The 12,803-nt window shown below is 69.4% G+C and carries 14 protein-coding genes; 6 read left to right on the top strand and 8 right to left on the bottom strand.

The annotated features are described in order from the left end of the window. Nucleotides 1–59: 59 nt before the first annotated feature. Entirely contained in the window at nt 60–746 is a 687-nt protein-coding gene (locus HV826_RS37290; protein WP_255217299.1) for a DUF4097 family beta strand repeat-containing protein, read from the top strand. A gap of 99 nt (nt 747–845) precedes the next feature. On the opposite strand, the gene HV826_RS19605 is transcribed toward HV826_RS37290, so the two are convergent. The 4 genes from HV826_RS19605 to HV826_RS19590 are packed head-to-tail and all read right to left on the bottom strand — an operon-like array spanning nt 846 to nt 4,565. Next, nucleotides 846–1,937, bottom strand: a complete 1,092-nt coding sequence (locus HV826_RS19605; protein WP_176418555.1) for a quinone-dependent dihydroorotate dehydrogenase — start codon at nt 1,935–1,937, stop codon at nt 846–848. 8 nt (nt 1,938–1,945) lie between these two features. Beyond that, nucleotides 1,946–2,941 (bottom strand): adenosine deaminase, encoded by a 996-nt coding sequence (locus tag HV826_RS19600; RefSeq protein ID WP_176418554.1) that lies wholly within the window; start codon nt 2,939–2,941, stop codon nt 1,946–1,948. A gap of 37 nt (nt 2,942–2,978) precedes the next feature. Then, nucleotides 2,979–3,692: a Smr/MutS family protein gene (locus HV826_RS19595; RefSeq protein WP_176418553.1), complete on the bottom strand. Its 714-nt coding sequence runs from the start codon at nt 3,690–3,692 to the stop codon at nt 2,979–2,981. 51 nt (nt 3,693–3,743) lie between these two features. Next, a complete protein-coding gene (locus HV826_RS19590; protein ID WP_176418552.1) occupies nt 3,744–4,565 on the bottom strand; it encodes a TerB family tellurite resistance protein in 822 nt (273 codons plus the stop codon). 53 nt (nt 4,566–4,618) lie between these two features. Between HV826_RS19590 and folD the strand changes: the two genes are divergently transcribed. Then, nucleotides 4,619–5,485 carry a bifunctional methylenetetrahydrofolate dehydrogenase/methenyltetrahydrofolate cyclohydrolase FolD gene (gene folD, locus HV826_RS19585; protein WP_176418582.1) on the top strand — a complete coding sequence of 289 codons (867 nt, stop codon included), beginning with the start codon at nt 4,619–4,621 and terminating at the stop codon, nt 5,483–5,485. Here the strand turns inward: folD and HV826_RS19580 are convergent. Continuing rightward, on the bottom strand, nt 5,458–6,267 hold the full coding sequence (locus tag HV826_RS19580; RefSeq protein WP_176418551.1) for a class I SAM-dependent methyltransferase: 810 nt from the start codon (nt 6,265–6,267) through the stop codon (nt 5,458–5,460). The genes folD and HV826_RS19580 overlap by 28 nt on opposite strands. 115 nt (nt 6,268–6,382) lie before the next feature. On the opposite strand from HV826_RS19580, the gene HV826_RS19575 reads away from it, so the two are divergent. Together HV826_RS19575 and HV826_RS19570 are read left to right on the top strand one after the other, a co-directional pair. Further along, on the top strand, nt 6,383–7,354 hold the full coding sequence (locus tag HV826_RS19575) for an ADP-ribosylglycohydrolase family protein (protein WP_176418550.1): 972 nt from the start codon (nt 6,383–6,385) through the stop codon (nt 7,352–7,354). Between the two features lie 160 nt (nt 7,355–7,514). Continuing rightward, nucleotides 7,515–9,038 carry a sensor histidine kinase gene (locus HV826_RS19570; RefSeq protein WP_176418549.1) on the top strand — a complete coding sequence of 508 codons (1,524 nt, stop codon included), beginning with the start codon at nt 7,515–7,517 and terminating at the stop codon, nt 9,036–9,038. Here HV826_RS19570 and HV826_RS19565 read toward each other — a convergent pair. The 3 genes from HV826_RS19565 to metF all read right to left on the bottom strand — a co-directional run bounded on the left by HV826_RS19565 (nt 9,035) and on the right by metF (nt 11,200). Then, nucleotides 9,035–9,646: a DUF2378 family protein gene (locus tag HV826_RS19565; RefSeq protein WP_176418548.1), complete on the bottom strand. Its 612-nt coding sequence runs from the start codon at nt 9,644–9,646 to the stop codon at nt 9,035–9,037. The genes HV826_RS19570 and HV826_RS19565 overlap by 4 nt on opposite strands. A gap of 262 nt (nt 9,647–9,908) precedes the next feature. Next, entirely contained in the window at nt 9,909–10,331 is a 423-nt protein-coding gene (locus tag HV826_RS19560) for a hypothetical protein (RefSeq protein WP_163782103.1), read from the bottom strand. Further along, nucleotides 10,328–11,200 carry a methylenetetrahydrofolate reductase [NAD(P)H] gene (metF, locus tag HV826_RS19555; protein ID WP_176418547.1) on the bottom strand — a complete coding sequence of 291 codons (873 nt, stop codon included), beginning with the start codon at nt 11,198–11,200 and terminating at the stop codon, nt 10,328–10,330. The genes HV826_RS19560 and metF overlap by 4 nt, the downstream gene beginning before the upstream one ends. A 95-nt stretch (nt 11,201–11,295) precedes the next feature. On the opposite strand from metF, the gene gcvT reads away from it, so the two are divergent. Further along, a complete protein-coding gene (gene gcvT / locus HV826_RS19550; RefSeq protein WP_176418546.1) occupies nt 11,296–12,378 on the top strand; it encodes a glycine cleavage system aminomethyltransferase GcvT in 1,083 nt (360 codons plus the stop codon). A 30-nt stretch (nt 12,379–12,408) separates the two neighbouring features. Then, nucleotides 12,409–12,798, top strand: a complete 390-nt coding sequence (gene gcvH / locus HV826_RS19545) for a glycine cleavage system protein GcvH (RefSeq protein WP_163782097.1) — start codon at nt 12,409–12,411, stop codon at nt 12,796–12,798. Nucleotides 12,799–12,803 lie beyond the last annotated feature (5 nt).

The following is a 12,803-nucleotide window of genomic DNA, read 5'->3' as shown; positions in this document are numbered from 1 at the left end:
AATGAGGGCGGGGCCGGGGCGTAGGGAGGGGGGCATCACACCTCTCTCGGAGCCCGCACATGGTCCTGCCCTTGCTGCTCATCCTCGCCGCCGCGCCGTCCACCCAGACGTGGACGTTCCATACGGACGGCACGCCTGAAGTTCATATCGGCAATGTTGATGGCGCGGTGCGCGTAGATGCGGTAGACGGGAATGACGTGGTAATCACGGTTGTTAGGGAAGGCTCGAATAGTTCCCGGAACGAAGTGGACGTGGAAGTCGTCCAAGAAAAGGGCGTCATCCGGGCGCGGGTTTGTTGCGGTCCGTGTGAACAAGAGACGCGGTCCTGTCGTCGGAGCGGGCCCGCGGTGAGGTTCACGGCGAAGGTGCCACGGCGGGCGCGTTTGGACGTGGCGACGGTGGGCGGTCCGGTGACGGTGGCGGGCGTGACGGGGCGGCAGTCGCTGGCGACAGTCAATGGCCGTGTGGAAGTGGACGGCTCGGAGGAGCGGTTGGACGTCAGCACGGTGAACGGCACCGTGGCATTGGCACCGCGGAAGGTCGTGACTACTTCTGTGTCCACGGTGGGCGGGGATGTCCGGCTGAAGCTGCCGGCCCAGGCGGATGTGAGATTGGAATTCAATACTGTCGGTGGTCGTTTCAACGACAGTCCCGCGCGGTTGGGCAGTCGCGAGCAGACGTATGGCTCGGGAGCCCATGCGGTGGAGGTCAGCACGGTCGGCGGTTCGCTCACCGTGCAGCCATAGCTTTCGAGGCCCGTCAAGCACTGGGCCCGGGGCGCTCGCCGGTGAAACTCCAAGGCGCCGGCGAGCGCTCATTTTTTGTCCGCGAATTGATGCGGTGCGTCAGCTGACTGTGCCGGGCTCCCGGTGCTCGGCGCCGATGACGTCGCGGACCTGCTTGTAGCCGTCGCGGGCGAGCAGGGTGGCCAGGGCGGGGAGGATGTGTCCCACCATGCCCGGGCCCTCGTAGATGAAGCCCGTGTACACCTGCACCACCGACGCGCCCGCGCGCAGCTTCTCGTAGACGTCCTGCGCGGTGAAGACGCCGCCCACGCCGATGATGGGCAGCGCGCCTCCGCCGCGCAGCCAGGCGCGGCGGATGACGGCGTTGGCCGGCTCGCGGACAGGTGCGCCGGACAGGCCGCCCGCTTCCTTCGCCAGGGGATGCTCGAAGGGCCGGGCCACGGTGGTGTTGGTGGCGATGAGGCCGGCGAGCTTCTGGGCCCGCGCGACATCCACGACCTCGTCCACGGCCTCGGGGGACAGGTCCGGGGCAATCTTGAGGAACAGCGGCTTGCCCGGCGCCACGGTGGCCAGGCGCTCCTGTACGGCGCCCAGGAGCTGTCCCAGCTGCTCGGGCTCCTGGAGCTTGCGCAGGCCCGGCGTGTTGGGGGACGAGGCGTTGACCACCACGTAGTCACCCAGGGGCGCCAGCGCGTCCACACAGGCCACGTAGTCGTCCACCGCCCGCTCCAACGGCGTGTCCTTGTTCTTGCCGATGTTCACCCCCAGCGGGCCCGGGCGCCAGATCTGCATCCGCAGGCGCGCGGCGGCCCGGTCGGCGCCGTGGTTGTTGAAGCCCATGCGGTTGATGACCGCGCGGTGCTCCGGCAGGCGGAACAGGCGGGGGCTGGGGTTGCCGGGCTGCGGCCGGGGCGTGAGGGTGCCAATCTCCACCGAGGAGAAGCCGCAGGCGAAGAGGCCGTCCACCGCCTCCGCGTCCTTGTCCAGGCCGGCGGCCAGCGCCACGGGGTGGGCGAAGCGCAGGCCAGCCACTTCCACGGCCAGGCCGGGCGGGGCGCCCTCCAGGGCCTTCTCACGCAGGGACTCACACAAGTCCCGTGAGCGGCCCAGGTAGCGGAGCCCCGCCATGCCGAGCCGGTGCGCGCGCTCCGCGGAGAGCTGGAAGAGGAGCGAGCGGGTGAGTCCGTACATGGCGTGGCTCAAGCGGGGATGAACGAGGCCTCACGGGCCCAGGCGAGCGTCTGGTCGACCTGCTCGGGCGTGAGGATGCCGTTCTGTTCGATGATGTCGATCTCCCGCCGCATGTCCGTCTCCAGGAGGTAGGGGCCGTCGGTGTTGATGGTGAACTTCACCTTGCGGTCCCAGAAGGTGCGGACGATGTGGCGCAGCTCCTCCACGCCCTCCACGGCCTTGGTGTGCAGGTTGGACGTGGGGCACAGCTCCAGGACGATGTCGCGCTCGCGCAGCACCTTCATCGCGTGCTCGTCGTAGGCGGCGCGGATGCCGTGGCCGATGCGGTGCGGCTGGAGCTTCTCCACCACGGACATGACGCCCTCGGAGCCCGTGCCGCGCGTCTCGCCGGTGTGCACCGTGCACTTGAGCCCGGCGCGGCGGGCGCGCGAGAAGAGGTCCTCGTACTGGGTGACGACCTCCGGCCTCAGCTCCATGGCGTTCGTCTCCGTGCCGGCCAGGTCGATGCCGTACACGCCGCGCGTGCGGTACTTGATGGCCTTGTCCACGATGATGCTGTTGAGCCGGTGGTCGAACTCGCGGGCCAGGCAGAAGATGAGCCCCATCTTCACGCCGTACTCCAGCACCGCGCGGTCCATGCCGCGCAGCGCGGCGTGGATGATGTGGTCCAGGTCCAGCTCGGAGTTCAGGTTGCGCTTCATCGGGTTGAAGCGCAGCTCCATCTGCGTCACGCGGCTGCCGCGGTACTCCTTGCCGATGACCTCGTAGACAGAGCGCTCAATCGCGCTGGGGGACGACTGGATCTTCTCCGTCCAGGTGTGGAGGATCTTCAGGTAGTCGTCCAGGCTCCCCACCTTGCCCGGACGGGAGGTGATGAGCTCCACGAAGTCGAAGTAGTTCTTCACCGGGAGCTTGAAGCCCTGCTGGTGGGCGATGGACCAGAGGATGTGGGGCGCCACAGCGCCACCCACGTGGATATGCAGGTCGATCAGATCGCGTGCCATGGCGGCATGTATGCACAGTGCCGGGCGCGCGTAAAGACTACCGCCGGAGCAGCACGTACACCGCGCCGGTGCCTCCGTCCTGAGGACGTGCGGTGGCGAACGCCAGCACCATCCGGCCAATCCGCTTCTCGGACAGCCACCCCTTGAGTCGCTCCTTCAGCACGGGAATCTGGTCCTTGGAGTTCAAACCGCGCCCGTGCACCACGAGCACGCAGCGCCTCTTCGCGCGGCGGCTGTCACCCAGGAAACGCTCCAGCGCGTCGCGCGCCTCGGCCTGCGTCTTCCCGTGCAGGTCCAGCTGCCCCTGGATGGCGAAGTCGCCCCGGCGCAGCGCGCGCAGCAGGTTCCGGTCAATGCCGGGGCCCGCGCCTTCAATGGACTCGTCCGTGCCGGTGAAGTCAAAGTCGCCCTGGCCGGCGACCAGCTCGGAGAGCTGCGCGAGCGCCTCCGCGTTCTCGTCGATGAGTTCCGGCAGGCGCGGGTTGGGCGCGGGCGCCTCGCCCCGGTGGGTGAGCTGCTGCACGCCGTCCATGGCGGAGTAGAAGAGGGAGGCGTCGTCCTCCTCGCGGACCTTGGGGGCCTTCGTGGCCCGGGGCGGGGGCGCCGCGACCTTGCGCTTCGCGACCTCCGCCGCGGCCTGCTCCTGCGCCTCCTTCTTCTCCTGGTCCTTCATCACCTGGATGGCGGACTTGAAGGGGTTGTTGCTGAAAGCCGCTTCCTTCTTCTTGGGGCCGTTGCGCTGCTGACTCATGGCGGGAGGTGCGTCCTCGTCGTGGGCGACTGTGGGGGATGTAATCCGGCGCTACAGCCCGCGCAGGCGTCGAATCTCTTCATAGGCGTCGCGGACGTGCTGGAAGCGACGGGCGGCCTGCTCGGCGGCCTGCCGTCCGAGGTGGGCGGACTTGTCGGGGTGGTACTCCGCGGCGAGCTGCCGGAAGGCGCGCTTCACCTCGATATCCGTGGCGTCCGGCGTCAGGCCCAGCGCGGCATAGTGCTCATCTCCGGCGCCCAGGTGCAGGGCGATGATGGCCTGCTCGTCCGCCTCGGAGATGCCCAGGCCCTCGGCGACGCGGCGGAGGACTTCCCGTTCGGAGCGCTGCATGCCGCCGTCGGCCAGCGCCAGCTCGTAGAGCGTGTCCAGCAGCCGGTGCCGCTCGGCCGAGGGGAGCTGGGCATGGCAGGCGCTGACGGCCGCGTCCAGGTCGGGCGGGTGGGCCAGGAAGACCTTGAGGTGGCGCCGGACCAGCTCCAGGGCCTCGGGGCCGTAGCCCAGCGTCGTCTGGAAGTAGCGCCGCACCACGCGCACCTCGTCGCGGCGGACCTCGCCATCCGCGTGGGCCACCTCGACGAACACGGCGCACAAGTCACTGGCGAGCTGCTCGTAGGGCTCCTCCTCGCGAGGCGCGAGCGCCGCCTCCGACGTGGCGTCGTGGGTGAGGGCGTAGGGCGCGTGGGCGAAGTCGGACAGGGCCTCCGGGTCCTCGGGCGGCAGGGCATGCTGGGCGTCGTAGTAGCGCCCCGCGAAGCCGCCTGCGATGAGCAGCAGGACGATGGCCCAGGGGCTGCCCACGAGCAGGCCCGCCATCAACCCCAGCATTGCTCCCAGCACTGTTCCTGCGCCCATGGCCGAGGTTCCGCTCCCTTTCCGGCGGGGGAGTTTCGCATAGAGTGGCCCGCGTGAACGCCCAGTTGATTGATGGCAATGCAGTCGCGGCGCGCGTGCGAGCCGAGGTCAAGGCGGAGGTCGACCGGCTCAAGCAGGAGCACGGCCTGACGCCAGGGCTGGCCGTGGTGCGCGTGGGGGAGGACCCCGCCTCCAAGGTGTATGTCAGCCGGAAGAAGAAGGTCGCCGGGGAGGTGGGCATCCAGTCCTGGGAGCTCCACCCGGACGAGCGCATCACCCAGGAGGCGCTGCTGGAGGTCATCCACCGGCTCAACGACGACGCGGCGGTGCACGGCATCCTGGTGCAACTGCCACTGCCCAGGCACATTGACCCGGACGTCATCATCTCCGCGGTGAAGCCGGAGAAGGACGTGGACGGCTTCCACCCGCTCAACGCGGGCAACCTGCTCCTGGGCCGGCCCACCACCCGGGCCTGCACGCCCTATGGGGTGATGCGGCTGCTGGAGGAGATTGGCTGCGACCCCGCGGGCAAGCGGGCCGTGGTGGTGGGCCGCAGCAACATCGTGGGCAAGCCCATGGCGCTGATGCTGGTCCAGAAGAACGCCACGGTGACCCTCTGCCACAGCAAGAGCGACCTGCGCCGTGAAGTGGAGGGCGCGGACCTCCTGGTGGTGGCGGTGGGCGTGGCCGAGCTGGTCAAGGGCGCATGGCTCAAGCCCGGCGCGGTGGTCATTGACGTCGGGATGAACCGCACGCCGGACGGCAAGCTGGTGGGCGACGTGGAGTTCGCGGCCGCCGCCGAGCGCGCGTCGTTCATCACCCCCGTGCCCGGTGGCGTGGGGCCCATGACCATCGCCATGCTGATGCGCAACACGCTCGACGCGGCCGTGCGCTACGGCCGAGCGCCTGTCGTCACGTAGGCCGTGAGGGTGACGCGCTGGGGTCCTGGTCCCAGCTCCGCCTGCGCGTGCTCGTGCATGGACCAGAGCAGCGAGTCCCACTGCGCGCCCAGCGCCCTGCGCGCCAGCACGACGGGCGCGCTGGAGCGGGTGGTGGCGTCCACCATGGCGGCCGTGGACGGGTAGTCGATGTGGCCTTCCACTTCGTGCACCGTGACGTGGGTGAAGCCCGCGCTGGACATCTCCCGCTGACAGGTGTCGGGGTCGGACAGGGGGATGGCGCCCGGCTGTGACGGCTTCGCGCCAGACTGCTCCCAGAGGCGGGTGTACACGGCGCGCAGCTCCTTCGAGCGTTCAAAGGGCGTCCAACTGGACACGACGGCCCGGCCGCCCGGCTTGAGCACCCGGTGAAGCTCCTGGAAGCCGCGCGCCCGGTCCGGGAAGAACATCAGGCCGAACATGGAGAAGGCGGCGTCGAACGCGCTCGCCTCGAACGGCAGCGCCATGCCGTCACCCTCCTGGATGTCGATGTCGAGCTTCGCCTCCGCGGCCCGGGCGCGCAGGGCGGAAATCATCTCCGGGGAGAAGTCCACCGCCGTGACGTGGGCGCCGTCGCGCGCGGCGAGCAGCGCGAGCGTTCCCGGCCCCGTGGCGACGTCCACGACACGCGTCCCTCGCGCCACGCCGGCCCGGAGCAGGGCATCCCGGGAGAACGTCTCGAAGGCGGGCATCAGCTCGCGCACGTACTCGGGCGCCACCAGGTTCCAGGCCTCGGGTTGGGCAAGGGGCGATACGGCGGACATCGGGGCTCCTGGACGGGGGGCTCGGCATGGCCCGGTTCGCGTGGCAGCCTGCATGGCGAGTCCTGGAGGCGCAATTTTGTTGCGACAGCCACGACACCGTTGGGGAGGCAACACCATGCCGAGTCGCGAGGAGCAGCTTGCCGGGGGAATCTACGGACTGCTGGTGGGGGATGCGCTGGGCGTGCCCTACGAGTTCCACGCGCCCGCGCGGATTCCACCGCCCGAGGACATCGACTTCCAGCCGCCCGAGGGCTTCCAGCGCGCGCATGACGGGGTTGCGCCGGGGACCTGGTCCGACGATGGCGCGCATGCGCTGTGCCTGCTGGACTCGTTGCTCTTCCATGGACGGTTGGACCCGGAGGACCTGGGCCGCCGTCTGGTGAACTGGCTGGAGTGGGGCTACCTCGCGGTGGACGGCCAGGTGTTCGACGTGGGCATCCAGACGCGCACGGCCCTGGCCTCGGTCCACGCCGGGACGCCCGCGCTGATGGCCGGCCCCAAGGGCGAACAGGACAACGGCAATGGCGCGTTGATGCGCGTGCTGCCCTTGGCGCTCTGGCACTCCGGCAGTGACGCGGAGCTGGCGGCGGACGCGATGACCCAGTCGCGCGTCACGCATGGCCACCCGCGCTCCCAGGTGTGCTGCGCGCTGTATTGCCTGTGGGCCCGTCGCATCCTGCAGGGCGCGGGTGCTTCGGACGCCTGGACGGGCGCCGTGGAGACGCTCCGCGAGCTGTATCCCGAAGGCGCTGAAGCCCGCACGGAGCTGGACACGCGCGTCCTGCCTCCGGGCTGGGAGTCGCTGCGCGGCACGGGCACGGGCTACGTGGTGGATTGCCTCCGCTCCGCGCGCCAGTGTGTGACCGAGCACGACACCTACGAGCAGGTGGTGAAGGCCGCGGTCCGCCTGGGCCGGGACACCGACACCACCGCCGCGGTGGCGGGAGGCATCGCCGGGCTCCTCCACGGCGTGGAGGGCATCCCCGCGCGCTGGCGTGAGGCATTGCGCGGGGGCGAGCTGTTGCAGCCCCTGCTCCAGAGCCTGTTCAACGCTTGTTCAATCCCTGTTGATGGAACGAGCGGGTGACGGTGTGTTTCACACCGTCATCAACGAGCCCCGAGGGCGAGTTGCATGTTTCTGTCGGAACAGTCTGCTTATTCCGACAAGTTTGGATTGCCAGGAGGGTGTCAGGGGTTAGGATGGCGACTCATCCGGGGGGGCCGGTATGGCCGGGGTGAGTCACGCAATGATTGACCAGGAAGTGGGCGCACCTGTGCTTCGGGGGCGATTCGGCCATACACGCGGGGAGGACGTGCGAACGGAGGCTCCCGTGTCCACGGAGGCCTCCGGCAGCAGGGTGCTCGCACGTGGGGTCGACGCGCTGGAGGTGCGGGTGGAGGCACTGCTCGGCGAGCACCTGGAGGCCGTGCGACGGCGGGTGGACTCGCGCTTCGCCGTGCTGATGGTGGGGCAGTGGCTGGTCGCCATCGCGGTGGCGGCGGTGCTGTCGCCCTTCGCCTGGCAGGGGACGTCGCGGGTGGTGCATCCCCATCTGCACGTGGCGGGGGTGTTGGGCGGCCTGCTGTCCGCCTTCCCGCTGGTGCTGGTGCGGCTGCGGCCCGGGGACGTCGCCACGCGGCACGTGGTGGCGGTGGCGCAGATGCTCTGGGCCGCGCTCTTCATCCACCTGACGGGGGGCCGCATCGAAACGCACTTCTACGTGTTCGGCTCGCTGGCCTTCCTGGCCTTCTACCGGGACCCGGCGGTGATGGCGACCGCCACCGTCACGGCGGTGCTGGAGCACTGCCTGCGCGGCATCTGGTGGCCGGAGTCCATCTTCGGCGTGTCGAATCCGGCGTGGTGGCGCTTCCTGGAGCACGCCTTCTGGATGGTGTTCGTCAACGGGGTGCTGGTGATTGCGTGCCGCGAGACGCTGGGGGAGATGCGGCGCGTGGCGGTGCAGCAGGTGTTGCTGGAAGGCGCGTACGCGAACGAGCGCGTGGACCATGAGCATGCGCTGGCGCGCGTGCGCCGGGAGCTGAGCTCCTACCGCGAGCAGGCCGCGCGGGTGGAGAAGCTGGCGGCGGTGGGGCGGATGACGGCGACGGTGAGCCACGAGCTGCGCAACCCGCTGGCCGCGGCCCGCACCGCCAACGCCGTGGTCGTCCGTCACCTGCGCAAGCTGGACGTGACGCTGGCGGACCAGCGGCTCCAGCGCTTCCTGGAAATCATCGAGCGTGAGCTGGCGGTGTGCTCCCGCATCTCCTCCGAGCTGCTGGACTTCGCTCGCGAGCGTCCGCTGGAGCTGCGGCCCTGCTCGCTGCACGCGTTGATGGAGGAGGTGCTGGACGTGGTGCCGGCCCGCGAAGGTGTGCGCATCCAGAACAGCGTCCCCCCTTCGCTGGCGCCGCCCTGGGTGGACCGCGAGCTGCTGCGCAAGGTGCTCATCAACCTGGTGCAGAACGCTGTGGAGGCCATGCCCGAGGGCCGTCCGGGCCGGGTGGACGTGTTCGCGGAGGGCGGCAATGGAAGCGCCTTCATCATCCGCGTGTCCGACAATGGCATGGGCATTTCGGAGGCGATGCAGGAGCGCATCTTCGAGCCGCTCTTCACGACGAAGCCCGCGGGCACGGGCCTGGGCCTGTCGGTGGTCGCCAGCGCGGTGCGGCAGCACGGCGGCACCCTGCGCGTGGAGAGCCGGGATGGGGAGGGCAGCGTCTTCACGCTCTGCCTCCCGGCGGGTTGCCAGGCCGCCGAAGTCGCCCTCTAGCTCCAGGACACCTCGTACTCGCTGTCCAGAAGTCCCGTGGCGCGCCCGTGAATGTGCGTGCCGCGGGCGCCAACGGCGGCCAGCGCCGCGCGCAGCACGCCCTCGTGGTAGCTGTGTGGCATGAAGTCGCGGAACATGTTGAGGCGGCCCTGGCGCTCGCCCATCCACTCCACATCCCGCTCGCCGTAGCTGACGGCGGTGCTGTAGCCGGACGGCAGGTTGCTGACGAGCCGGCGCGGGCAGCCCCCGGACAACGCCAGGAAGCTGCGCCCCACCACGGTGCTCAGGAAGTCCTGGGCGGACCGGGCGCCAATGGTCCGCATGGCCGCCTCGAAGCCGCCCAGCCGCGGCGCCAGCAGCCCCGCGGCGCTGAAGGACAGCCGCAGGAAGCTGGTGATGGGGTACAGGAAGAAGGGCACGAAGGCGCGCTCGCGCGAGGCCGCCAGGCACCGCGCCGCGGCCGCCTCTCCCGCCTCCTGCCGGACCACGTCCAGCGCCCCCAGGAAGAACATCCCCCGGGCGCGGTCCTTGTCCTCGGCGCGGCTCAGCCGCCGAGCCAGCTCCGTCAAAGGTTCAGGCGTTCCCCGCTCGACCCCAAACGCAATCATGGCCACCCCCCGCGCTGGGAGGTGACGCTGGACGTCCGCGCCCCTCCTCGTGTGGCTCTGAAAGTGAGGGAAATCGAGAAAGGGTGAAAGCCCGCACGGCTACGACCCCGGGGCAGGGGGGAGCGCCATGGGTGAACAGAGCGAGGGCCGCGTCAGAGGGAGCGCCAGGCTCCAGGCGCCAGGAGGCGTGGCCGCGGGCGGTGTGGCCTGAACAGCAATTCACGGCGGTGGGCCGACGCTCCAACCGCCGCGTTTTGAACGCTCAGGCCTGGAAGGCTTCGCGCACCCCGTCGCGGCGCAGGGTGAAGAGCATCCACACGGCCACGGGGACGCCAATGACGCAGCCGGGAGACAGGATGTAGAGCGCGGTGATGCCGCCCACCGTGGCCAGGCCGTAGCCCTTCAGGTTGAGCGCGCAGATGGCGCCCCAGGCGGACAGCACCCCGCAGAGGATGCCCACGAGCAGCATGAGCGCCAGCGTGGGCGACAGCTCCAGCGTGGACGCCTCCGCCCCCGCGGGGACGAAGGGGGAGGTCACCTTCAGCGCCGCCAGCACGAACCCGGCGATGTTGTAGATGACGTTCAGCACGCCCACGCACAGCAGGAAGAAGGCGGGCGGGCGGATGATGTTGAGGACCTTGTGGCGCGGGTCGTCTTTGGGCAGGTGGATTCCAGGACCACTCATGAACGGGCTCGCAGTGCGCTCACGATCATCCGCGTCGCCGGGGACTTGTTGAGCGTGTAGAAGTGGATGCCAGGCACGCCGCGCGACAGCAGCTCCATGCACTGCACCGTCGCATGCGCCACGCCGAGCTGGGCCATGGCCTCCGGGTTGTCCTTCACCCTTTCGAGCTGCAACGCCAGGCGCATGGGCACGGTGGCTCCGCACAGGCGCGTGAATCGTTGGATCTGCTCGTAGTTGGTGATGGGCATGATGCCGGGGACGATGGGGACGTTGATGCCCGCGCGGCGCGCCCGCTCCACGAAGTCGAAGTAGAACGCGTTGTCGAAGAAGAGCTGCGTCACCACGAAGTCCAGGCCGGCATCCACCTTGGCCTTGAGATGACGCAGGTCGTCGTCACGGGAGGGCGTCTCCACGTGGCCCTCCGGATAGCACGCTCCCCCGAGGCAGAAGTTGAAATCCTCTTCTCGGATGAATCGCACCATCTCCGACGCGTAGCGGAAACCCCCGGACACGGGCTCGAAGCGTGTCTGGCCCTTGGGCGGGTCTCCGCGCAGCACCAGGACGTTGTCCACCTTCGCGGCCGACAGCCGCTCCAGCACGGTGCGCAGCTCCGCCGGGGAGTGGCCCCCGCACGTCAGGTGCGCCATCGCCTCGATGCCCGTCTCCTGCTTGATGCGCAGCACCAGGTCCACCGTCTTGGTCCGGGTGCTGCCGCCCGCGCCTTCCGTCACGGAGACGAACCCCGGCTGCAGGGTCGCCAGGTCTTCCAGCGCCTTGAGCAGGTTCTTCTCGCCCTCGTCCGTCCGGGGCGGGAAGAACTCGAAGGAGAAGCACGGGTCGGAGGGATTCAACCGATTACGAATCTTCATGTTGCCTCCAGTGTAGACGCTCCGCGTCGTCCTTGATCGGGCAAGTCTCGCGGCTATAGTCCGCGCCGTTTTCCACACCCCTCCAGGAGAAGAAGATGGCCCGGCACACGCCCCTCAACGAGGCTCACCGCAAGCTGGGGGCCCGGATGGTCGACTTCGCTGGTTGGGACATGCCCGTCCAGTACAGCTCCGTCATCGGCGAGCATGAGGCCGTGCGCACCGGCGTTGGCCTGTTCGACGTCTCCCACATGGGCGAGGTGGAGTTCACCGGCCCCGGCGCCCTGGAGACGGTCAACGCGCTCATCTCCAACGACCTGGCCCGCATCGCGGACGGGCAGGCGGTCTACGCGGGCCTGCTCGACGAGCGGGGCACCTTCGTGGACGACGTCGTCGCCTACCGCTTCAGCCCCGAGCGCATCCTCATCTGCGTCAACTCCAGCAACCGCGAGAAGGACTTCGCGTGGATGAAGACGCACGCCAGGGGCGTGGCGCCGGTGGACCGGAGCGACGACTACGCGCAGATTGCCGTGCAGGGGCCCAAGGCCGCCGGCCTGGTCCAGCGCCTGACGAAGACGGACCTGTCGAAGCTCGGCACCTACCGCTTCACCGAGGGCGAGGTCGCCGGCGTGAAGTGCCTCATCTCCCGCACCGGCTACACCGGCGAGGACGGCTTCGAGCTGTACAGCGCGGCCGGCGACGCGGTGGTGCTGTGGGACGCGCTGCTCACCGAAGGCCAGCGGGACGGCGTGAAGCCGTGCGGCCTGGGCGCCCGTGACAGCCTCCGCACGGAGATGAAGTACGCGCTCTACGGCAACGACATCGACGACCAGCACACCGCGCTGGAGGCCGGGCTGGGGTGGATCGTCAAGCTGGACAAGGCGGCCTTCATCGGCAAGGAGGCGCTGGTGGCGCAGAAGGCCGCGGGCGTGAAGCGCAAGCTGGTGGGCTTCGAGCTGACCGGCAGCGGCATCCCGCGCCACGGCTACGCCATCCTCAAGGACGGCGCGCCGGTGGGTGAGGTGACCAGCGGCACCCTGGGCCCCACCGTGAAGAAGGCCATTGGCATCGGCTACGTGCCCACCGCGCTGTCCGCGGAGGGCTCCACCTTCGACGTGGACATCCGCGGCCGCGCGGTGCCCGCCGTGGTGGTGAAGACTCCGTTCCACAAGAAGCCCTGAAGCATCCTCGTTCCAGACAGGAGCAACGACATGGCCGACAACATCCCCGGCGACCTGAAGTACACCCGTGAGCACGAGTGGGCCCGCGTCCAGGGCACCTCGGTGGTGGTGGGCGTCACGCAGCACGCGCAGGAGTCCCTGGGCGACGTGGTCTACGTGGAGCTGCCCAAGGTGGGCGCCACGGTGACGGAGGGCAAGCAGTTCGGCGTCATTGAGTCCACCAAGGCGGTGTCGGAGCTGTACTCGCCGCTGACGGGCAAGGTGGTGAAGGTGAACGACGGCCTGTCGGACAACCCCTCCGCCGTGAACACCGACCCCTATGGTGCCGGCTGGATCGTGGAGATCGAACCCTCGGACCCCAAGCAGGTGGACGGACTCCTGGACGCCGCCGCGTACACCGCCCTGCTCCAGAACAGCTGAGAGTG

Origin of the sequence: Myxococcus sp. AM010 (genome assembly GCF_013372585.1) — a bacterium.
In the GTDB taxonomy this organism is placed as follows: domain Bacteria; phylum Myxococcota; class Myxococcia; order Myxococcales; family Myxococcaceae; genus Myxococcus; species Myxococcus vastator.
This window is presented reverse-complemented; position numbering and strand designations above follow the sequence as displayed.

What these genes read in the sequence shown, in the direction of transcription:
- gcvH (WP_163782097.1), top strand. Translation starts at nt 12,409, where the DNA reads ATGGCCGACAACATCCCCGGCGACCTGAAGTACACCCGTGAGCACGAG.
- HV826_RS19575 (WP_176418550.1), top strand. Translation starts at nt 6,383, where the DNA reads ATGCCGAGTCGCGAGGAGCAGCTTGCCGGGGGAATCTACGGACTGCTG.
- metF (WP_176418547.1), bottom strand. Translation starts at nt 11,200, where the DNA reads ATGAAGATTCGTAATCGGTTGAATCCCTCCGACCCGTGCTTCTCCTTC.
- HV826_RS19600 (WP_176418554.1), bottom strand. Translation starts at nt 2,941, where the DNA reads ATGGCACGCGATCTGATCGACCTGCATATCCACGTGGGTGGCGCTGTG.
- HV826_RS19605 (WP_176418555.1), bottom strand. Translation starts at nt 1,937, where the DNA reads ATGTACGGACTCACCCGCTCGCTCCTCTTCCAGCTCTCCGCGGAGCGC.
- HV826_RS37290 (WP_255217299.1), top strand. Translation starts at nt 60, where the DNA reads ATGGTCCTGCCCTTGCTGCTCATCCTCGCCGCCGCGCCGTCCACCCAG.
- gcvT (WP_176418546.1), top strand. Translation starts at nt 11,296, where the DNA reads ATGGCCCGGCACACGCCCCTCAACGAGGCTCACCGCAAGCTGGGGGCC.
- HV826_RS19580 (WP_176418551.1), bottom strand. Translation starts at nt 6,267, where the DNA reads ATGTCCGCCGTATCGCCCCTTGCCCAACCCGAGGCCTGGAACCTGGTG.
- HV826_RS19590 (WP_176418552.1), bottom strand. Translation starts at nt 4,565, where the DNA reads ATGGGCGCAGGAACAGTGCTGGGAGCAATGCTGGGGTTGATGGCGGGC.
- HV826_RS19560 (WP_163782103.1), bottom strand. Translation starts at nt 10,331, where the DNA reads ATGAGTGGTCCTGGAATCCACCTGCCCAAAGACGACCCGCGCCACAAG.
- HV826_RS19595 (WP_176418553.1), bottom strand. Translation starts at nt 3,692, where the DNA reads ATGAGTCAGCAGCGCAACGGCCCCAAGAAGAAGGAAGCGGCTTTCAGC.
- HV826_RS19570 (WP_176418549.1), top strand. Translation starts at nt 7,515, where the DNA reads ATGATTGACCAGGAAGTGGGCGCACCTGTGCTTCGGGGGCGATTCGGC.
- HV826_RS19565 (WP_176418548.1), bottom strand. Translation starts at nt 9,646, where the DNA reads ATGATTGCGTTTGGGGTCGAGCGGGGAACGCCTGAACCTTTGACGGAG.